We start from the raw sequence: 22,151 nt of genomic DNA, 5'->3' as shown, positions 1-22,151 counted from the left end.
CCCCTGCCCCCTGCCCCAATTTAATCATTCTCAAGTGTTAGTGTTTCCCAATCTAAATCTGATGCTATTTGAGCAAGTTTATCTAAATCAGTCAGATTATCTAGATAGGGTAAGCAGCCTAAAACTGGCGTGTTAGTGAGTGATTGAATCAATTGAAATGGTGTCCAGTCGGCTATTTCTGCATCCGTTCGGGGTTGTACGCAGTTCAAAACAATGCCTTTGAGATTGACGCGCGATTGTCTAGCTAATGCCACATTTGCCACTGCTTGAGCGATCGCACCCAATCTCACTGGTACTACCAATACTGTTGGTAAACGCCATTCCCCCGCCAAATCAGCTACTGTTAATTCCTCAGTTATTGGCGAACCTAACCCTCCCAAGGCTTCTACAAGTACAAAATCACGCTGCGATCGCAACTTAGACAAAGCTTGCCAAACTACTGCTAAATCTACTCGGCGATTTTCCCGTGCTGCTGCTATGGGAGGAGCCAGAGGTGCTTGAAAGTATAAAGGTGTAATTTCTTCATCAGATTGTTCTAGCACAAATAGCTTTTGATACCATTCGCGATCGCCAATCCCCGATTGAATCGGTTTCATGATTCCCCAGCGACGCTGCGGGTAATATTTTTGCCAATAAGCTGCTAACGCTGTTGTTAAAACAGTTTTACCAGCTTCCGTATCAGTTCCAGTAATCAGTAGTGTGTTTAACATTAATTTCTTTGGCCAGAAAATGGTTGTGTTTCATCAGCCGGCGGCAAAGTTGGCGCTTCAGTAATCGTCGGAATTGGTAAGGGTGTCTCTGTGGGAATTGGCAAAGGTGTTTCTGTGGGAAGTGGCAAGGGTGTTTCTGTAGGAAATGGCAAGGGTGTTTCTGTGGGAATTGGCAAGGGTGTTTCTGTGGGAAGTGGCAAAGGTGTCTCTGTCGGTGTTGGTTTGACTGGTTTTTCTAATGCAACATTGAAATTGTAATTGCTTTCGGCAACTCCTGAAAGCAGAGTTAACTCAATAGTATATCTACCAGTAACCAACAATGTGCCTTGATAAAATGTGACTTGTTGGGCAGTATTCTCAATTGGTTGTCCATTGGGACTTAAGACTGTTAGCAGAATGTTGCTTCCTGGGTCAATAAACGTGTTTAATTTAGTACCTTCTCGCCCAAAAAAGCTGTACTGGATGATTTGATTTGCTTTGAGAGTACCTTCAACCGCGATCGGGTTAGATGCTGTAAGGTTGAGGCGCTTAGTAGATTTAACAGGTTGGTTAGTAGGTGTGGGTGTTGGTGTTGGTGTTGGTGTTGGTGTTGGCGTCGGTGTGAATGTAGTACCACCAGAAATTACTGGTGAAGGGAAATTTTGTGGAAGCGTCTCATCTGGTGTTTTCGACTGACTGCGGATGGAACTAACTAGTGCCCAAGAACCAAATCCTGCTACGATCACGACAGCAATAGCAATTGCGGCGATCGCTAACGGATTATCCAAAATTGAGCTAGTGGGACTTGGTGGAATCACAGGATCGGGTTTCTTGGGCGAAGTTGCTGGTGTTACTAAGTCAGGACGGCGACTAACTGCCATTGTCTGCAAGTTAGACACATTTACATTAGGAAGATTGACTTCGTGTAAAGGTTGTAGTGCTTGAGATACACTAGCAGCACTTTGATAGCGATCGCTCGGTATATGATTCAACATTCGATTCAACACTACAGCAAATCGCGGGTTCACTTTTACCCACCGTTGCCAATTCCAAGTTAGTTGGTTTTGATCGAATAGATCCTTTGGTTCTTTACCAGTCAGCAAAACAATCGCGCTTACCGCTAATGCATATAAGTCACTACTAGGATAAGCTCCCCCTGTTTGCATTTGTTCGCTAGGAGAGTAGCCTAATTTTCCGACGGTGGTTTTTGGTATGGGACTATCTGGCGATTGTAAACGCGTTGCCAGTTCCTTCACCACCCCAAAGTCAATTAACACAGGTTTAGCGTCACTATCTCGCAAAATAATGTTTTCTGGCGAGATATCCCGATGAATAATTCCTCTACTGTGAATATGCTCTAAAACAGGCAACAACAACTCTATCAGCTGCAATACTTCGGCCTCTGTGAAAGTTTTACCCACAGCTTGACGTTCAGCCAGCAGAGTGCGGTACGTCTGACCTGCAATGTAGTCCTCCACCAAAAATAAGCGTTGGTCTTGCTCAAATCTTTCCCGGAATTTCGGCACTTGTGGGTGTTCGATTTGATATAAAATGGCAGCTTCTCGGTGAAAAAGCTCTTGTGCCCTCTCCCAATCCAAAGCCGACCCTACTGTTGAATTCAATTCCTTGATCGCGCAAAGTTCGTTAAAGCGCCTCTGGTCTTCTGCCAGATAGGTTCTACCAAATCCTCCTTGTCCGAGAATTTGAATTATGCGGTAACGGTTTTGCAAGACAGTGCCAACTGTAATCGGTGGTTGCATGATCGGTTGATTGAGTGTAGTAGCAACTGAGGAGATCACCCACAAAGATTAAGTCCAAGAGGCGACGGACAGTTACCTGCGGCAATATTCTACTATACTCAACAAGTACACTCCACCAGAGCAAGGTTTTTCCTACTCTATAACTTCAGAGTCCCCAATTTCCCATTCAATTTCTCTTCCTAGAAAAACCAGAGATTTTGAAATATGCAAAATTAACTTGAGAATCCAGGTTATACAAATCATTCTTCTGTTTTTCAATCAATTCTTGGGGAAATTGAAGAAGAATGCAGAATTCTGAATTCTGAATTCTGAATTCTGAATCAAGAGCGAGAATGATTCCTTTAGCACTAAAAATCTTGATTTTGTCAATTTTTCTGCTATTTGGCTATTTCCCAAATTTATTCGAGTGGCGATCGCCCCAACATCCCAAATTATCATTCGTTTGAATCGAAAGTCAGAGGCAGTTATCGCTACCACCCAAAGATTAAAGCAAACCCAACAGTACTAATTTTATCCCGGCAACAATACGGATGCTAACTAATTCAGCGGCAATTGGTAGCTTACACTTGACAGGATGCTCAGGTTGAAAATTTAGATGGATTTACTTAGATAGGATTATTTTTATTGAGTCATATTTTTAGTATCAAAAACTATCTTTATTTAATATTTATTTAATATTTATGCAAACTTTATCTAAAAATGTGCTTGTACGTGGATTAATTTGTCCACTGTTAGCCTCTTCTGGGCTTGTTATGATTGTCATTTTTGTCAATGCGTAATTCATGGACTAATAAGCTACCATTTGACTACTTAGAGATAGGTGCTATACTGTGTGAGGACAAACTCTTTAATATCACTAAAGTTGTCAATGCTTTACTCTCAGCTATCAATGAGGTAATTAGAAGAACCTACCACACCAATAATGTTTAAGCGATTAGGGTTATTTACCTCAACCAAAAAATTGAACTATAGACCTAGTGCATTAACTTGATGTCAGTTAAGCTATCAATAGCTTGTTTGTCAAGAAAACTAGATAACTAGCGAATAATAATTTTATGCAAAAATGTTTAAATTTTGTATGGAAGCTTCAATAAAACTTACAGATGTTTTTTTAGGCTATTTCTTGGTTAAATCTATGAAATCTCTAATGATAATATTACTATGAATGCACATAGAGGATCTGCTGTGCTCAGTTCTGCAACTTTCAAAATGCAACCATCTGCAACAGGACTGAACGATAATCACCGCCTGCGGCTGTTTTCTGGCTCTGCCAATTTACAACTGTCTCAAGAAGTCGCTCGTTATCTGGGCATGGACTTGGGGCCAATGATTCGCAAAAGATTTGCGGATGGAGAACTTTACGTTCAAATCCAAGAATCGATTCGGGGTTGTGATGTCTATTTAATCCAGCCATGTTGTCAACCCGTCAACGATCATTTGATGGAATTATTGATTATGGTTGATGCCTGTCGTCGAGCTTCTGCGCGACAGGTAACGGCAGTAATTCCCTACTATGGCTATGCTCGTGCCGATCGCAAAACAGCAGGACGAGAGTCAATAACCGCCAAGCTAGTTGCGAACTTGATCACCGAAGCAGGTGCCAACCGCGTTCTAGCAATGGATTTACACTCAGCTCAGATTCAAGGCTATTTCGATATCCCCTTTGACCATGTTTACGGTTCACCAGTATTACTAGATTATCTAGCAAGCAAACAGCTGCCAGACTTGGTAGTTGTTTCTCCCGATGTTGGTGGTGTAGCACGAGCTAGGGCATTTGCGAAAAAACTGGGTGATGCTCCACTGGCGATTATTGACAAACGTCGTCATGCCCATAATGTTGCCGAAGTATTAAATATCATCGGCGATGTTAAAGGTAAAACCGCAGTGTTAGTAGATGACATGATTGACACTGGGGGCACGATCGCAGAAGGAGCGCGATTACTGCGTGAAGAAGGAGCGCGTCAGGTATATGCCTGTGCAACTCATGCGGTATTCTCTCCACCAGCGGTGGAGCGGTTGTCTAGTGGCTTGTTTGAGGAAGTCATTGTCACCAATACCATTCCCATACCAGACAACAATCGTTTTCCGCAACTAGTGGTGCTGTCAGTAGCTAATCTGTTGGGAGAAACGATCTGGCGAATTCATGAAGATACTTCAGTCAGTAGTATGTTCCGCTAACTACATTCCCGTTACAGGGATAAATTACCCACATTGACCCCTTGATCGGGTGCAGTGTGGGCTTTTGCTTTTAGTTATTACGCCAACACTAACGTCCCTTGTGGGCGAAAGCACCCCTAATCGCGCCACAAGAGCTTTTTTGATATGCGGTAGTAAAATGGATGCAGCACTGCCAAATTAGAATATTTTGATTCAGTTTGGACAATTTGGGTAAAGAGGACAAAAGGATGGTTGCAGCTCCTAAAAAAGTGATTTCAGTTTTACCTCTGGAAAATGGCGATCGCTTATCTCGCTACGAATTTGAGCGTCGCTATCAGGCAATGCCGCATTTAAGAAAAGCTGAACTGGTTGAAGGAGTTGTGTATATAATGGCATCCCCACTCAGAATTAAAAGTCATGGGGAACCACATGGAAACCTGATCGGGTGGTTGTGGAACTATAAAACTGCAACCCCTGGCCTTGTTCTGGGAATTGAACCCACAGTGCGTTTAGATGCGGATAATGAACCACAGCCTGACGCGGTACTATTCATTCCGGGCAGACAGGCATTGATTAGTGAGGATGATTATATCCAAGGCGCACCCGAACTGGTGATAGAAGTGGCAGCAAGCAGTGCAGCTATCGATTTACATGATAAAAAACGCACCTATCGGCGGAATGGAGTACAGGAGTATATTGTCTGGCGAACATTAGATAATCAGTTGGATTGGTTTAGGCTGCAAGCAGACGAGTATGTTTCGCTACCAACCGATGAGCAGGGAATTATTCGTAGTCAGGTGTTTCCAGGGTTGTGGTTGTCGATACCTGCCTTGCTGTCAGGAGAAATGGCAACGGTGTTATCTGTTTTACAAGCAGGTTTAGCTGCCACTGAACATCAAGAATTTATGCAAAAGTTGAATGAGACTATCGGAAATAGGGAATAGATATATACTGCGAAAAATTTGCAAGCAACGGCTTGACAATAATCTCACCGATACAGCCAAACCCGGAGCAGTGAAAGTAGTTGCTCGGTATCTACAGGTTTGGTGATGTAGTCAGAGGCTCCAGCTTCGATGCATTTTTCCTTGTCGCCTGGCATAGCTTTGGCAGTTAAAGCAATGATTGGTAGTGAGCGAAACTGGTGTTGCTGGCGGATGGCGCGGGTGGTTTCGTAACCATCCATTTCTGGCATCATGATATCCATCAAAACTATATTAATTTCAGGATTAGCTTGCAGTCTTTCTATACCATCTCTGCCGTTTTCGGCAAACAGCACTTGCATTTGATAGCTTTCTAAAAAGCTGGTAAGGGCAAAAATATTTCGCAGGTCATCATCTACAATCAAAATTTTTCGATTAGCTAGCACTGGGTCGGTTTGATGTAGTTGCTCTAGCATTTGCCGCTTTGGCGTGGGCAAATTTGCTTGCACTCGATGCAAAAATAGGGCAGTTTCGTCTAACAACCGCTCTGGCGATCGCACATTTTTAATAATAATTGTCTCTGCCAGTCCCCGCAGCTGGGTTTCTTCTTGTCGGCTGAGTTCTTTGCCGGTGTAAACAATTATCGGCAGTTTCAAAAGTCTGGGTTCCAGCTTTATCTGCTCAATTAGGGCAAACCCGCTCATATCGGGCAGACCGAGATCCAGTACCATACAATCAAAGTGATGCGATCGCAAAATCGAGAGGGCTTCTGCCCCCGTACCCACTGCTGTACTCTGGACATCGCCGTTACCAATAAGTTCGATAATACTTTGGGCTTGTACGGGGTCATCTTCTACAATTAGGAGAGTTTTTACCTGACGCTCAATAAAGCCTTTAATTTCAGTCAATACCTGAGTTAGCGCTTCTGGAGATACGGGTTTTTGCAGATAGGTAATCGCTCCTAGCTGTAATCCCCGTTGTTGTCTTTCATCAACAGAAAGTATGTGTACTGGTATATGTCTGGTATCTGGCTTATGCTTTAGACGATCCAGCACCGTCCAACCATCCATTTCTGGCATGTGGATATCTAGCATAATTGCATTGGGCTTAAACTGTTCCGCTAGTGCTAGACCTTGTTTGCTCTGTAAAGCAACAATCGTTTTAAAGCCCTGCTGACGTGCCATATCTAGTAAGATACGGGCGAATTTATCGTCATCCTCGATAATTAACAAAATGCGATCGCCCGATTGAATTATTTCCCGGTCATCTGGAATATCGTGGGGTAAGCTAGGAAGCACTTTCACTGATGGAGAGATGTCCACAGTTGGGGGTCTGTTTTCCACCAGTGACACTTCTTTTATGGTCGATGTTGTACGGGTAGAGGTAGTTGTCTCAAGGGGTGGTGTAGTGATATTTGGGCCATTCTTTTCCTGTTGTCTGGGCAAGTAAAGGGTGAAGGTGCTTCCCTGTCCTGGTTGGCTGAGTAGTTCAATTCTCCCTCCTAACAGTTGAGCTAATTCACGGCTGATGGACAAGCCCAAGCCAGTCCCGCCGTACTTGCGGCTAGTTGTGCCATCTGCCTGCTGAAATGCCTCGAAAATAATCTTCTGCTTTTCGGCTGGAATGCCTATCCCCGTGTCGCTGACGGCAAAAGCAATCGTGGAATTATCAACTTGGAATATTTGTAACTTCACGCCTCCCCGTTCTGTAAATTTAAAGGCGTTAGCTAGGAGATTTTTCAGCACTTGTTGCAGACGTTTGGAGTCGTTATAAATTGTTGGGGGTAACTTCTCATCCCGTTCAATAGTAAAACTGATTTCTTTATTGTGGGCAACTTGCCGGAAAGTCTGTTCTAGAGATGTCTCCAAATCTGCAAGAACAATTTGCTCGATATCGAGCGACATAGTACCCGACTCAATTTTTGCCAAATCTAGAATGTCATTGATTAATTCCAGCAAATCAGTCCCAGCCGAGTAAATAGTCCGGCTGTACTCTACCTGTTTGTCGGTCAAGTTGTTAAGAGAGTTATCTGCCAGCAGCCTTGCTAAAATTAATAGGCTATTTAACGGTGTCCGCAGTTCGTGGGACATATTCGCCAGAAATTCTGACTTATATTTGGAAGACAAGGCCAGTTGTTCAGCTTTTTCTTCCAAAGACTTCCTCGCCCGCTCAACTTCCTGGTTCTTGCGGGCTACTTCTCGATTTTGAAGTTCTAACAATTCTGCCTTTTCTTCTAGCTCCTCATTTAGTTGTTGTAATTCTTCGTTAGATTGCTTGACAAGAAATTGTGATTCCTCCAGTTCTTGCGTCTGTTCTTCCAAGCGTTGATTGCTTTGCTGTAGTTCTTCTTGCTGGGTTTGCAGTTCCTCTGTTAAAGCAACAGATTCTTCAAGTAGTTGCTGTGTTTGCAATTGTGAGGCGATGTTATTTAAAAATACACCCAGATTTTCACTCAATTGCTCTAAAAATGTCAGGTGTAACTCACTAAAAGGCCCAAAAGAGGCAAGTTCAATTACAGCATTTACCTGCCCCTCAAATAGTATGGGCAACACAATAATATTTAGCGGTGGTGCTTCTCCTAAGCCAGAAGCGATGCGGATATAGTCACTGGGAACTTCTGTGAGGAGGATTCTTTGTTTTTCTAGGGCGCATTGTCCCACCAGTCCCTCACCCAAACGAAACTGATTTGCTAGGTTTTTTCGCTCTTTATAAGCATAACCACTCAGCAACTTCAGCACAGGATGGTCGTCTATGGAGTCCATTACATAAAAAACGCCCTGTGAGGCCCCAACTAGTGGTGCTAAATTCGACAAGATCAGATTAGACACGCTTTCCAGATTTCGCTGCCCTTGGAGCATCTGGGTAAATTCAGCTAAGTTAGATTTTAGCCAGTTTTGCTCCTCATTTTTTTGAGTTGTGTTTCGCAGATTAACGATCATCTGGTTGAAGGTGCGCGTCAACACACCAATTTCATCTTGGCGATCGCTATCTGGTAAACTTACCGATAAATCCCCATCTGCCATTTTTTCTGCTAAATCAGAAACTTGCTTCAGGGGTACTGAAATATGTCTGGTCAGGGTGAAGCCGATCAAAGCTAAGAGCAAAGAAAAGAAGGGAATACTATAGACAATGCTAGCGAGGGTTTGCCGACCAGCTGCTTGTGCCTTCTCAGAGCGCTGTTTTAGCAGTGCATTCTCTTCATTTTTCATCGCCTGGATAACTTTCTGGATATTATCCATCAGCTGCTTGCCCTGGTCTGTCAGAACAGCTTTCTGAGAAGCTTCTAAACCCTGGCTTTGCCGCAGCTCTATGACTTCTTTCATTACAGCCATTCTCTCGGTTAGTAGTGGCTGCAAAATATCAAGCCGATTTTGTTGGTTGGGGTTATCTACCGTTAACCTTTGAATTTCCCCAACTTTTTGATTCAGTACTTGAATGGCAGCGTTATAAGGTTCTAAATAGCGCTGTTCTCCAGTAATAATGTAACCGCGTTGCCCTGTCTCAGCATTTGTCAGTTGCAAGTTGAGGTCTTCAAGCTGACTTAACACCTGGTAAGTATGGCTTTCTTTGCGCGAAGTTTCAATTAGCTCATTGGTGCTTTGGTAGGAGATTAGACCAATGGTGGTCAGAGTTGCCAAACTCAAAGCAAAACTTACTCCAATCTTGGTTCCAATCTTCAAACGGTTCAACATTATTCCAAACAGGTATTCAAATTATTTCTGTTTCTGAGACTATTACCGCAAGGCGGAATTAAAAATTAAAAATTAAAAATTAAAAATGAATACAGCATAAGAGTTTCGATAAATGGAGGATATTTAGTTAAGGTTAGGATATACTTAGTTTTTTGCATACCAACGATTACCATTTATATCCTAATTTTTCCCAATGTAAACTTAGTTTAAATAATTATATATTTATTTATTTAAACTTTGACAATTTTATTAATAATAAACCATTCGATAGTATAATTTATTTCAAAATAAGTAACTACCTGATTTTGTAATTGAATCTCGCCGTGAATAACGAAACACTTATGTTGAAATTATAAATTTAACATTCAATTTTACTAAAAAATGATATTTCTTAAAATTATCTTGTAATGGTTAAATAACTTTGAGCTTTACAACTAGGCTGGATAGTAAAATTAAACAGTTGGATAGTGAAAATTAAATTATGAAAACACAATTTAGTTAAACACTAAATCTAGTGGCTTTTGCGGTTGGATATGACATCTATGACATTATACATCAATACTACAGAGCAACCGTAACCTTAGCGATCGCAAGCGGTATTCATTCCACAGGAAAGTTAAGGTTTCAAAAGACAACCTATACTCATATTCCTAATATGCACAATCATGATGTGTCGTAAAAACTATTAATATTAACTTGAGGATTAACTAGAAGTTGGTAATAACCTGGCGATCGCTTCTAGCCGCATCAAGTTCAGATTGACTATAAATACTAAAATGTTGAATCTTGTTACTCTCTAAGATGGCTCTTGCGCCTGCTACATAGATATCAGTGCTTTTTAATACTAATAAATAATGACCAAGAGTCAGATGATGTTCATAACATCTAGCTAACTCATCAGAAATTCCTAAGGTAGTATATTTATCTTGGGAACTGCTGATGTCTACCTCACAAATATCACTTAAGTTGCTTGTATTTTTAACAACTATTGATACTTGACTCATTGGGAAGTCAGCAGTTCTCAGTTCAGTAAGCGCTCTTTCTGCGTCTTGACGCTTATAAAAAACACCAAGTGCGTGTTTATAGCGATTATTTGGGGTCGAGTATGGCTCAAAGACTCCCCATTGTTGAATATCACGGCGATTAAAAATTCTCTTGGCGAGACGAATTTCTATGTCTATACCGGTTACTATCACCAAATAGTAACCCTTACAGACAAGATCGCTATAACCCTGTGCTTGCTTTTCAGCAATTCCTAAACTTAGGAACAAACCAGGCAAACCACCTGCTAAAGTGGTAGCGATCGCAGTTACTTCCGCTCCGGCTAAGATGACTGGGCCTATACCAGGAATTACCAAGAGGACTAGATCGACTGATAAACCAGTAAGACCATCTAAAGCATCACTAGTAACGGCTCCAGCAGCATCTTCTGAGGATATATTGCCAGTGTTTTCGATGATTTCAACACCAGCAATATCACTTTGGTGTTCTGTATTCCGTGCAATAACAGAAACTTTCTCCATTGGAAAATTAGCAGCTTTTAGTTCCTGAAGTACCAATTGTGCATCGGAATACCCAGCGAAAACTCCTATAGTTCTTCGCTCTTTTTCTAATGTCATTTTATCGGTTTATTGCAGTTAGAAGTGATTCCCAAGATTGTTACCTGAAATTGAGGTAATTACACAGCTCGACGAGTCAGTAAACCCCAAACGAAAATTAGTATCATTGCACCAATAACAGCAAATAAAATGCTTCCCAGAGATAAAGCTCCTACAGATGCAGCTGCTGCCGAACTACTTCCTAGCAATACTTGACCCAAATAACCACCCAATACGGCTCCCAGGATTCCTAATACAATGGTAGAGATAATACCGCCGCCTTGGGTTCCAGGATAAAATAACTTAGCTAACGCACCTGCGATTAAACCCAAAACCAACCAAGCAATAATGTTAGTCATCGAATTTCTCCTTCACTGAAAATCTGCTTTGTTTGCATTTGACTAATTTCATATTAAAGTTTGCCTCCAAAATTTCCGATCTATCTAAAGAACTAATATCAGGAATCTTTAGATATCATTTGAATATTCGCCAAGTCATCTTTGAGGATGAATATACAAATTAGTCACATTCTGTACATTTAAGTATTTGTATAGCAGTCTTATTTGACATCATACAAGATGTAGATAAGGAAGCTAACCGCATTCTATATGAGACACGACGTGTAGCTTACTTCCCTGTATGGGTAAGGGTAGTATCTCGTAGAGAAGGACAGAAAAGGAAGAAAGAATAAAGAAATATAGGGAGCATCTCAATGAGTGTAAAAATACGCCTGCCCTGGCGAATTCCATTCGCCTGGTATATTTGCAAAGGTGAGATGCTCCCGAAACATATACATTTCAAATTGAGATTTTTGATTTTCAAAAAAGTGATATCAGCCGTTCAAGGCTCAGGACTGGAGACTATAGAAAGAGCTAGTTGATATAGTTGGCGACGGGGAAGGGAAGTAAATTTTGCTAACTGACGGCTAGCTTGCGATCGCGATATTCCTTGACTAATTAACTGTTTCAATTCGGCTTTCAATTCTTCTTCTGTTAGTTGGGGTTGACTGGCTGGAATTCCCGCTACTACTAATGTATATTCACCTTGGGGTTCTCGTTGAGTGTAGTAAGCGATCGCTTCGGCAATTGTCCCCCGCCAAAATTCCTCATACAATTTAGTTAACTCCCGTCCTAGCACAATTTGGCGATCGCTTCCCCAAACCTCTGCTAAATCTTGCAAAGTATCTCGCAAACGGTGCGGCGATTCGTAGAAAATCAAGGTGCGAGATTCTGTTTGCAGAGATTCTAAATGTTCTTGTCTCTGTTGAGTTTTAGCCGGGAGAAAGCCTTCAAAGACAAACCGATCCGTTGGTAGTCCAGCTGCACTTAAAGCAGTAATTGCTGCACTAGCGCCAGGAATGGGAACTACAGGAATTCCCGCCTCAATACAGGCTTTCACCAGTTCATATCCAGGATCGGAAATACCTGGCATTCCCGCATCGCTCACCAGAGCGATCGCTTTATTATTAACTAAATGCTCTAATAATTCGGGAATACGGCTGGTACGATTGTGTTCGTGGTAACTCACCTGGGGTGTTTTAACTTGAAAATGTTGTAGCAGTTTCCCAGTATGACGCGTGTCTTCCGCAGCAATGATATCCACAGTTTGCAAAATTCGCACTGCCCGAAAGGTGATATCTTCCAGGTTGCCAATTGGTGTGCCGACAACGTAAAGTGTTCCTGGTTTTGGATCGGTTTGCATGAGTAAGAGTAAGAGTTAGGAGTTAGGAGTTATATCATGTCCGCTTGATTGCTTATTAAACCTGAAGAACCCCACCCCCGCCAAAGCTACCCTTTGTCTCCCCTCCCCGCTCTTCGGGAGGGGATTAAGGGGTGGGGTGCAATGACTGTGGTTAGCATAACTAATTATGCGGGCATGATATTAGGAGTTAGGAGTTAGGAGTTAAGAGTTAGGAGTTAGGAGTTAAAAGTTAAGAAGTCAAAATAATAATTTACGTATAATGTGAATTGAGTATTGGCCACATTTCATACTCAAATTTTGTTTTTTTGACCCGATGAAAGTTTCTAATTCATAAATTTCAGTGATTTCGGGTATTTCTGGTCTTTTAAGACGCGATAAATCGCGTCTCTACATCTGAGTTTTGTTGCTCACCTGGCGTCCTATCTTATTTCAATAATCTTAGTCCACTGAGGGTAACTAATACTGTGGAACCTTCATGGCCAATGACCCCGATTGGTAGGTTAATATTTCCTAGAAAGTTGCCGACTAAAAGCAACATAATGAAACTCAATGCTACAACTATATTTTGTTTTACTATGAGTTGCGATCGCCTGCCCAAATGCATCGCCACAGCAATTTTTTCTAACCTGTCTGCCATCAGTACGATATCTGCGGTTTCCAATGCCACATCACTCCCAGATACTCCCATCGCTATACCCACGGATGCTTGCGCCAAAGCTGGTGCATCATTAATGCCATCGCCTACCATTGCAACTGTTTGATATTGTTGCTGTAAACGGCGGATAACATCCAGCTTATCTTCTGGTAGAAGTTGGGCATATACCCGATCGATTCCTACTGCTTTGGCGACACTGTAAGCAGTTTCCTGATTATCCCCGGTTAACATGACAATTTGTTCAACTCCCAGTTTCTTTAATCGGCTTATGGTTGCGGCTGCTTCGACTCTCACCTGATCTGCGATCGCAATTACACCCATCACCTCTGCTCCCCTCTCGAAGAGCGGGGAGGGGTTCTTCGCTACCCAAACGACAGTTTTACCTTCTTGCTCCAAAGATTGAACGATTTCTCGCAATTCTTCAGGTAAATTTGTTACATACTGCTGCACAAAAATGGCATTCCCGACAATTATTTGTTGTTCTTGAGCAATTCCGACAATTCCCTGTCCCGGTATAGCTTGCACTTCGATTGCAGCAACCCAATCTAAATCGCCAGCCGCCTGCACAATTGCCTTACCGATGGGATGTTCCGAAGATGATTCTATACTAGCAGCGGCTTTTAATACATCATTATAAGTGTATTCACTAGCTGAAACTACCTGAAATACCTGCACCTGTCCTGTTGTAAGAGTACCAGTTTTATCAAATGCGATCGCTCGGACTTGGCCAATCTTCTCCAACTGCGCCCCATTTTTAAACAAAATCCCCTGTCTTGCACCATTGGCGATTCCTGAAAGCAGGGTAGGCATAATTGCAGCCATCAGCGCACAGGGAGAAGCTACCACCAGGAAAGTAAGAGCGCGATAAATAGTTGTTTCCCAATCCCAACCCCAAATAAATGGCGGTAAAGTTGCCAGCAATATCCCAGCTACTACAATGACTTTGGCATATCCCTTCTCAAAGCGATCGATAAACTCTTGGGAAGGTGGTGCTTCTGTCTGCGCTTGTTCTACCAAACGAATTACACGCTGAATCAAACTGCTTTGGGCTGGTTTGTGTACTTTAATCTGCAATGCACCATAGCCATTGAGTGTACCGGCAAATACTTCTGCGCCCACTGTTTTCTCTACAGGTAAAGACTCGCCTGTAATTGCAGCTTGATTGAGGGTGCTGTAACCAGATAAAATTATCCCATCAGTAGGAATTAACTCTCCAGGTTTGACGACAATTTCATCACCCACTTTTAGCTGACTGATCGGAATTTCCTCTTCCCTTCCCTGAAGTAAAACTCTTGCTGTATCTGGTGTTAGGCTCATCAAACCGCGGATACTCCGCTCAGTTCGCTGCATTGCATAGCCTTCTAGTGCGCCACTGATGGCAAAGATGAGAATCAAAATTGCCCCATCAATAATTAGATGATATTCTCTTCGCCATAAGCCGAGGCTAGCAGCACCAATCGCCGCCACAATCATCAGCAAATCGACATCGAGTTCTTTTTCTTTGAAGAGAGTAGTCAATCCCTCTCGCGCACTTTCGTAACCACCAATTACATAAGCAGCGGGTAGTAGTAAGAACGCCAATCCCAAAGCGCCAAGATGTAAGGCGAACCATCCGAGAAATAGCAGTAAGCCACATAAAAGAGCTGCTACGGTATCTGCGTGTTCTCTGGTGAATTGGCTGAAACGTTGGGGGTAGAGCATGAGAGATAAATGAACAGGGACTCTCTCACGCTAAACCTTGACATTAATGTTAATGTCAAGGTTTATAATGATTTTGAAACGCAGAGTGGGTAGGTTTGCAGAGTATATAGGCGATAATATGATATATGAGAACAAAGGTACTAACTTTAGCGTAACCTTAATTAATATTGCACTTCGCTGTGATGAATCTTACTACTGCCTAGCAACTGAAGCTCATCAACTTAAGAAGCGGTTATTTTAAAGAGGGAGATAGAGGAATGGCATACAAAATTTTTGATCTCATCGGAAAATACGCCATCAGTGCTGAGAGTGGGCAGAAGGTATATGACCAGATTCATCCAGTTCTGGTTTCTGGCAACCCTGTAGAATTAGATTTTACTGGAGTTCAGGTCTTTGCGTCTCCTTTTTTCAACTTTGCGATCGGTCATCTCTTGAAAGATATTCCAGCAGATAACCTTAATCAGCTTGTTGAATTCACCGCTATAAGTTCTGAGGGGTGGAATGTTCTTGAGCGTGTGATTGCCAATGCAAAGCATTACTATTCTGATGAGCAATTTCGTAATGCGGTTGATGCAGCGATCGCAGAGCAGGCTGCAACTTTTTAAAGCATGGTGGTCAATCTTAACATCCAAGCTGATATCATCGATATCAAAACTGATAATCCCCAGCAGGGTGATATTTTCCTTGTAGATACGAACGTCTGGTTTTGGCAGACTTATACAAATGCTGGTTTTGGTACTAAAACCTTCAAATTCAGCAATTATCTCAAATATATTAATCAAGCTCTTTTAAATGGAGCCACACTGACATATTCTGGGCTAATTTTGGCTGAACTAGCTCATATTATTGAAAAAACTGAATATGAGATTTATAAAAAATTGCATGGGTTTTTGCCACTTAAAGAATACCGTCATAATTACCCAAATGAACGGATGAATGTTGTTGCCGAAGTTCAGTCAGCTTGGAGTCAGGTTAAGGCGCTTGCTGTTCCTGTTGATCTGACAGTAGATGACGCAACAACTGATGCAGCACTAAACAGATTCCAAACTCAAGCTGTTGATGGCTATGACTTACTACTTCTCGAAGCTATTAGCAGAGCAGGAGCAGGGAAAATTAAAATTATTACAGATGATATGGATTATGCTGTTGTTCCAGATATTCAGGTATTTACGAGCAACAGCAACGTTATCCAAGAAGCTAATAGACAGAAAAAATTATTGGTTAGCAGATAGTTGAACTAAGCTAGGTTAAAAGCGTAGCACGCAGTGGCTTGTCGTCAGACATCGCCTTTTCTAAAAGCCCCCTCGACAATAATTAACCTTTATTAAGACGTAATTCGTGGAAATCAAAAGTAGCGAACTGACAATTAAGCAGTTAACGCACTTGGTAGGCGGTGGTTTAACTCCGCGGATGGTGCGACATTACCATCAATTGGGACTGTTACCGCAACCAGTGCGATCGCGCAGCAATTACCGTCTCTATACCCAAAAAGATGTTCTCCGGTTGCAACGAATTGTCGCACTCAAGCAGCAAGGGTTTCAGCTAAACCATATCCGCAATATTTTGGAAGTGGAACCAGAAGCCGATACAACTGTTAACCTCATGGGACAACTCCAGCAGCAATATCGGGCGGTGATGCAACAAATTTCCCAACTGCGGCAAACTGCATCAGCATTAGAAGGATTATTGGGGCGCGATCGCCATTGTCAAATTATCCAAGCGGAAGTTTTGGCGCAACTGAAGTTACTTGATGTTGAAACCCAAGCCGGATTGGGGGGATTGGAAAATCTCTGGAGTGGCTTGGATGCCGAAATTCATACCCACTCGGAAGCTTTTACCGAATCGCTACAACGCTTACTACCTGATTTGTCTCACCGTTCGGAAATTGAACAGCATTTAATTTCTCAGTTGGTTTTGGCTTGTGGCGATGTCAGTTTAGTGTCCTTTGTGAAATTGAGTCGAGATGCGATCGCAGCTAGTCGAGAAGCTTTATCTTCAAGTTGTCAAATTGTTGTCGACACTCAAACGGTTGCTGCTGCTTTAGATCAAACCCGATTACTTCACTTGGGATGCCACACCGAAACCTTAATTGATAACCCCCATATTACTACCGCCACTGAAGCAGAACTCGCCTTTTGGCAACATCAAGAATGGCGAACAAAATTGCTGCAAGTAAGTAAGGGTTGTGTGCTGGTAGTTGGTTATGCCCCCTCAGTACTTCTGGAAGCTTGTGAAGCGATTGCTAATCAAAAAATTCAGCCGGCATTAGTAATTGGAATGCCTATTGGCTTTAGTCATGCTCCCGCAGCCAAGCGACAACTGATGCAACAAGGGATACCTTATATTACAGTTGAAGGGACTTTGGGAGGTGGCGCATTAGCTGCGACTGCCTTAAATGCTTTGGTGGAGTCACTGATAGATAAGCCAGATTGTCATTGTTATCTCAAATAAGTATTCATTTAAGCCAGTCTTAATGAAACGAGTTTCAAAAGCCTTGTATGAAAATGTTCTAGGAACTGGGATTTTTACTCACCACTCAGCACTCATAATCTCAGCACTCATAACCTCAGCACTCATAACTCAGACTTAGCACTACTGAAAATAATATTGTTAAATAATATTGAATTTGCTACACTTTACCAGTTTTAGTAATTCAATAATTCATAATTGTGGCCATAAACTACCAACTTGGTATAAGTTGCAATATAACTTAGAAAAATTTATAGTAAACAGGCTTTGGCAATTAGAGTATAAATTATCATGCTATCCAAGCTACAGCGAAGTATAAATCAGCATAAGTGCTTTGAAGCAATTAGAACTAAAGATAACTCAGATGTATAATTAGCCCGTCTCCTCCATTATCTTTATAAAGATTGCGATTTAGGACTGGCAGGCTTTCTATTTTTTACTTTAATTAAGGGGCTTATGTGGCAACAAGAAAAAAAAGATACTTCGATAGTCAGACTGTTATTATGGGTTGCCTTAGCTACAACCCCGATGGCAGCATCTCTGGTGGTATCAGCACCGATGCTGGCACAATCTACACCTGAAGCTACCTCTTCGCCACTGCCACAAACAGTGCGGAATGAACCGATAGTGCGGATTGACGGTTCCAGTAGCTTGAGTGCAATCAACCAAAGCCTGAAAGAAAGTTTTGAAAAACAGTTTGTCGGTAAAAAGGTTGAAGTTGCTGCTAACGGCACTGATAAGGCGCTGAAAGATTTGCTAGATGGCAAAATCGATATAGTCGCAATGGGGCGTGGGTTGACGCCAGCAGAAAAAGCTCAAGGACTAGAGCAAGTTCGTTTGCAGCGTGAGAAGATTGCGATCGTGGTTGGTGCAGACAATCCTTTCAAAGGAAGCTTGACTAGTAAGCAATTCGCCCGGATTTTCCGGGGACAAATTACAAATTGGTCACAACTGGGAGCGCCTTCAGGGAAGATTCGGTTAATCGATCGCCCGAACACGAGCGAAACTCGCAATACTTTTCGTACTTATCCAGCCTTCAAAACTGCTGAATTTGCTACAGGGGCTAATGCTACCCAAGTAATTGACGATAATACCGCAGAAATCATCAAACAACTGGGCAAAGACGGCATCAGCTATGTGTTAGCTAATCAGGTGTCGAAGTTGAAAGGTGTGCGAGTTCTGCAATTACATCAAGCCTTGCCAGCTGATGCCAGATATCCCTTCTCGCAACCTTTAGTTTACGTTTACAAAAAAGATCAGAGTTTAACCACAGTAGATTTTCTTGGCTTTACCCTAGCAGCCGCAGGACAGCAGGCTATAGAAAAAGGTAGAACTGCCGAAGCCGAGGCGATCGCAGCCAGCGTATTACAACCTGCTGTTGCAGCTTCTCCAGGTGTCCAAACGACACCAGCGCCTACGCCTTCCCCTAATGCCACTAGTTCTGCATTTGCCGAACAGCCCTTTGTGGCTGCACCTACACAAAGCACTCCAATTGTAAATAAAGAAACACCATTGTGGTTGCTGCTACCTGTCTTTTTTATAACTGTAGGTGGCTCTGTACTATGGTGGATTATGAAAAAACCCCCATTGCCCACCGAGAGAATAGACAATTTACCAGAATCAAATCCTCATCCACCCAATGGAGAAACGGCGGCGCTCGATGCCAGCACAGTTTCCTCCCTGAATGGAACGACGCTGGAGGAGCAGGCAGTACCGCACTTCCAAGAGCAAGAAACCCCCGATCGCACTCCTTTTAACATCTACGCTCAAACACAATCCGATCTGAACCAAAATGCTACTCAGGGGACAGGAAATTTAGTACAAGAGACAAGTAATGGTACTTCTAACCTCTATGAAGGCGCGACATCGGGCGTAGCGAATGGCTCAGAAAATAACAACTTAGGAGCCGCAGCTTTAGGTGGTGCGGCTATAGCAACAGGCATCGGGACGGCTACTTGGTCTACCTTTAACAACAAAGAAACAGAACCAAATGCAATTGATGAGACAGTTGATCTAAATAATTATACGGAGACATACACTCCTGATGCTGATGAAGTTGCATGGGATATAGAAGCTCCGGCAGCTGTAGTCAATACTTCATATCCTTACCCAGGTAATATTCCAGAAGAAGTGTCTGATCTGGAACTGCCTTCATCTGAGGTGACAGCCCCACTCCCAGAATTACCAGATGTGCCACAAGCAACATCTGATTTTGGATATTGGGACACAGCAATTAGTGAAGATGAGGCAGATGATGAGCTTCAGGCAGAATTGAACTGGCTAGAGAGTATCACCTCAACTGAAGATACAGCCTCAGTAGATGAATTGCCCTTAGCGGAATATGACGAAGTGACAGCTGATGAAGAAGCATCAGCGACAGATACATCCTCACTGCTCGATTTACCGGAATTTCCAGAAGATGTATTGAGTAAAGATGCATTGAATGTGGTAGCGGACGCAGCCGAACCCACTTTAACTTTGCCAGAGTCAGAACTTCCCACCGAGCCGACTGTTGGGGAAGCTAACTCTACAGATTTGGCCGCAGCCGCAGCTTTAGCAACGGGTGCAGGAGTTGGCGCTTGGGCTAGCACTTTCGGAGCGGATGCTTCAAATGAGACGATGTCTACGACGGGCTATGCCTACGCAGTTGATGCAGATGAAGAAAGCAGTATTGTGCTCACACCACATACTTATACATCGGCTCATGTCTCTTGGGAGATTCCCCCAGCTAAGAAAGCAGAACTGTGGCAACAAGGCGGTACTCAATTGGTAGTGCGGCTGTATGATGTGACTGGTATTGATTTGAGCTATCAAAGTCCGCAGCTGGTACAGCAGTATGAATGTGCAGAGACAGCACACGATCGCGTTGTAGAAATTCCCCAGGGCGATCGCGACTACATAGCTGAAATTGGCTATATCGCTTATGGCGAACACTGGTTATTCATCGCTCGTTCTGCAATTGTTCGTGTCTTCAGTCCTGTGAATCCAGATCCGATAGTTGATGATGTGGCAATCGCAGCCGAAACAGCTATTGGTTTGGTAGATACAGATGAAGAAAGCAGTATTGTCCTGACACCAGATACTGATGGATCGGCTCATGTCTCTTGGGAGATTTCCGAAGCCAAGAAAGCAGCACTGCGGCAACAAGGCGGCTCTCAATTGATCGTGCGGCTGTATGATGTGACTGGCATTGACTTGAGTTATCAACCTCCGCAGCTTGTCAAGCTGTATGAATCTGAGGAAACAGAAAACGACGGATTGGTGGACATTCCCCTGGGCGATCGCGACTACATAGCTGAAATTGGCTATCTGGCTGATGGCGATCGCTGGTTATTCATCGCCCGTTCTGCGATCGTTCATGTCTTCAATCCTGTGAATCCAGATCCGGTAGTTGATGATGTCGCAATCGCGGATAAAACAGATGTTGATTTGGTAGATGTCCAAGAACAGAGCAGTATTGTCCTCACACCCCGCACTTTCCAATGGGCTGAAGTCTCTTGGGAGATTTCCGAAGCCAAAAAAGCAGCACTGCGACAACAGGGCGGTTCTCAATTGGTAGTGCGGCTATATGATGTGACTGGCATAGATTTGAGTTATCAAAATCCTCAGTTTGTCCAGCAGTATGAATGTGAAGAGACAGCACACGATCGCTTTGTAGAAATTCCCATCAGCGATCGCGACTACATAGCTGAAGTTGGCTATGTCGCTGATGGCGATTGCTGGTTATTCATTGCCCGTTCTGCGATCGTTCGTGTCTTTAGTCCAGTGCCTACAGAGCCGACAACAGATTCCACTGTTGCAGAGCCGACAACAGATTCCACTGTTGAAAATGTAGCATTAGTCAGCGAAACAGCTGTTGGCTTGGCAAATGTAGAAGCAGAAACTGTCCCAGAAGAGAGCAGTATTGTCCTCACACCCCGCACTCCCAAGTGGGCTTATGTCTCTTGGCAGATTTCCAAAGCTCAATCTGAAGCACTACGACAACAGGGCGGTTCCCAATTAGTAGTGCGACTCTATGATGTTACTGGCATTGACTTGAGTTATCAAAGTCCCCAGCTCGTCCAGCAGTATGAATCTGAAGAAGTAGCACGCGATCGCTTTGTGGCGATTCCCGTGAGCGATCGCGATTACATGGTTGAAATTGGCTATATTGCTGATGGCGATGCCGAAGGCGGTAAACTACGTTGGTTACTCATCGCCCGTTCCGCTAACGTTCGGGTATTCAGTCGTCCCCACGGAGATTTCTGGTTTGTGGCTGATGCTGAGTTAATTATTCACGGAGCAACTCAACCAAATACCAACGTAAACATTGGCGGACATGCGATCAAAGTTAAACCCGATGGTACTTTCCACCTACGTCTTCCCTTTTCAGATGGTTTAATGGACTATCTAATCACGGTAGCTGCTGATGGGGAATCCACAAGAACTATTCATAAGAAGTTCTCTCAGGAAACTTCCGAAAGCTAATATTACCCTGAGTTATCCCCTCTAAACCAATTCTTCCTTTTGTCTTGTTCCCAGCCTGGAGGCTGGGAATGTATTTAAAGTGGGCTTCTGCCTCTTGTCAAGCTACTGGAGGCGGAGCCTCCTAGAATGGTTTCCCAGCCTAGAGGCTTGTTCCAGTCAGAGCAATGGCATTCCCCTCTAACCCGATTCTCCCTTTTTAGGGAGTATAGGAAGGGGGGATTTTATTATGCCAAATTTCGTTTTCATCCCTGTTAGGGGAAGTGATTATAATACGATTCCATTAAGGTTTTTTGATGAAAATTATAGATCGCAAAAATGTGAGAAATCATCACAAAGACACGA

At 43.0% G+C, this 22,151-nt stretch carries 14 protein-coding genes; 7 read left to right on the top strand and 7 right to left on the bottom strand.

The window, feature by feature from the left end; translation table 11 throughout:
* Nucleotides 1–20 precede the first annotated feature (20 nt).
* Together bioD and CDG76_RS07130 are read right to left on the bottom strand one after the other, a co-directional pair.
* Nucleotides 21–710: a dethiobiotin synthase gene (bioD, locus tag CDG76_RS07135; RefSeq protein WP_094348350.1), complete on the bottom strand. Its 690-nt coding sequence runs from the start codon at nt 708–710 to the stop codon at nt 21–23.
* A complete protein-coding gene (locus CDG76_RS07130) occupies nt 710–2,449 on the bottom strand; it encodes a serine/threonine-protein kinase (protein ID WP_094348349.1) in 1,740 nt (579 codons plus the stop codon). Before CDG76_RS07130 ends, bioD begins: the two co-directional genes overlap by 1 nt.
* A 1,161-nt stretch (nt 2,450–3,610) precedes the next feature.
* Between CDG76_RS07130 and CDG76_RS07125 the strand changes: the two genes are divergently transcribed.
* Both CDG76_RS07125 and CDG76_RS07120 read left to right on the top strand, forming a co-directional pair.
* Nucleotides 3,611–4,627, top strand: a complete 1,017-nt coding sequence (locus CDG76_RS07125) for a ribose-phosphate pyrophosphokinase (protein ID WP_094348348.1) — start codon at nt 3,611–3,613, stop codon at nt 4,625–4,627.
* A gap of 227 nt (nt 4,628–4,854) precedes the next feature.
* On the top strand, nt 4,855–5,550 hold the full coding sequence (locus tag CDG76_RS07120) for a Uma2 family endonuclease (protein ID WP_094348347.1): 696 nt from the start codon (nt 4,855–4,857) through the stop codon (nt 5,548–5,550).
* 44 nt (nt 5,551–5,594) lie between these two features.
* Here CDG76_RS07120 and CDG76_RS07115 read toward each other — a convergent pair whose 3' ends face one another.
* Nucleotides 5,595–9,218, bottom strand: a complete 3,624-nt coding sequence (locus CDG76_RS07115; RefSeq protein WP_094348346.1) for a response regulator — start codon at nt 9,216–9,218, stop codon at nt 5,595–5,597.
* Between the two features lie 514 nt (nt 9,219–9,732).
* On the opposite strand from CDG76_RS07115, the gene CDG76_RS37140 reads away from it, so the two are divergent.
* Nucleotides 9,733–9,897, top strand: a complete 165-nt coding sequence (locus CDG76_RS37140) for a hypothetical protein (protein ID WP_190240784.1) — start codon at nt 9,733–9,735, stop codon at nt 9,895–9,897.
* 28 nt (nt 9,898–9,925) lie between these two features.
* Here the strand turns inward: CDG76_RS37140 and CDG76_RS07110 are convergent, their stop codons facing one another.
* The 4 genes from CDG76_RS07110 to CDG76_RS07095 all read right to left on the bottom strand — a co-directional run bounded on the left by CDG76_RS07110 (nt 9,926) and on the right by CDG76_RS07095 (nt 14,873).
* The gene (locus tag CDG76_RS07110; RefSeq protein ID WP_094348345.1) at nt 9,926–10,837 is read right to left on the bottom strand and encodes a hypothetical protein; all 912 of its coding nucleotides are present in this window, start codon (nt 10,835–10,837) and stop codon (nt 9,926–9,928) included.
* Between the two features lie 59 nt (nt 10,838–10,896).
* Nucleotides 10,897–11,175 (bottom strand): GlsB/YeaQ/YmgE family stress response membrane protein, encoded by a 279-nt coding sequence (locus CDG76_RS07105; protein WP_094348344.1) that lies wholly within the window; start codon nt 11,173–11,175, stop codon nt 10,897–10,899.
* Nucleotides 11,176–11,656: 481 nt separating this feature from the next.
* A complete protein-coding gene (rsmI, locus tag CDG76_RS07100) occupies nt 11,657–12,517 on the bottom strand; it encodes a 16S rRNA (cytidine(1402)-2'-O)-methyltransferase (protein ID WP_094348343.1) in 861 nt (286 codons plus the stop codon).
* Between the two features lie 424 nt (nt 12,518–12,941).
* Entirely contained in the window at nt 12,942–14,873 is a 1,932-nt protein-coding gene (locus CDG76_RS07095) for a heavy metal translocating P-type ATPase (RefSeq protein ID WP_094348342.1), read from the bottom strand.
* 257 nt (nt 14,874–15,130) lie between these two features.
* On the opposite strand from CDG76_RS07095, the gene CDG76_RS07090 reads away from it, so the two are divergent.
* The 4 genes from CDG76_RS07090 (at nt 15,131) to CDG76_RS38195 (ending at nt 21,809) form a co-directional block, all read left to right on the top strand.
* Nucleotides 15,131–15,478 (top strand): STAS-like domain-containing protein, encoded by a 348-nt coding sequence (locus CDG76_RS07090; protein WP_094348341.1) that lies wholly within the window; start codon nt 15,131–15,133, stop codon nt 15,476–15,478.
* Nucleotides 15,479–15,481: 3 nt separating this feature from the next.
* Nucleotides 15,482–16,105: a hypothetical protein gene (locus tag CDG76_RS07085; protein ID WP_094348340.1), complete on the top strand. Its 624-nt coding sequence runs from the start codon at nt 15,482–15,484 to the stop codon at nt 16,103–16,105.
* A gap of 112 nt (nt 16,106–16,217) precedes the next feature.
* Nucleotides 16,218–17,324 (top strand): precorrin-8X methylmutase, encoded by a 1,107-nt coding sequence (locus tag CDG76_RS07080; protein WP_094348754.1) that lies wholly within the window; start codon nt 16,218–16,220, stop codon nt 17,322–17,324.
* A gap of 474 nt (nt 17,325–17,798) precedes the next feature.
* Complete coding sequence (locus tag CDG76_RS38195; protein ID WP_094348339.1) at nt 17,799–21,809, top strand: DUF4912 domain-containing protein; 4,011 nt, start codon at nt 17,799–17,801, stop codon at nt 21,807–21,809.
* Nucleotides 21,810–22,151: the final 342 nt, after the last annotated feature.

Origin of the sequence: Nostoc sp. 'Peltigera membranacea cyanobiont' 210A (assembly GCF_002246015.1) — a bacterium.
In the GTDB taxonomy this organism is placed as follows: Bacteria; Cyanobacteriota; Cyanobacteriia; order Cyanobacteriales; family Nostocaceae; genus Nostoc.
Note: the sequence above shows the minus strand (reverse complement) of the source record. Positions and strands in the feature narration are given on the sequence as shown.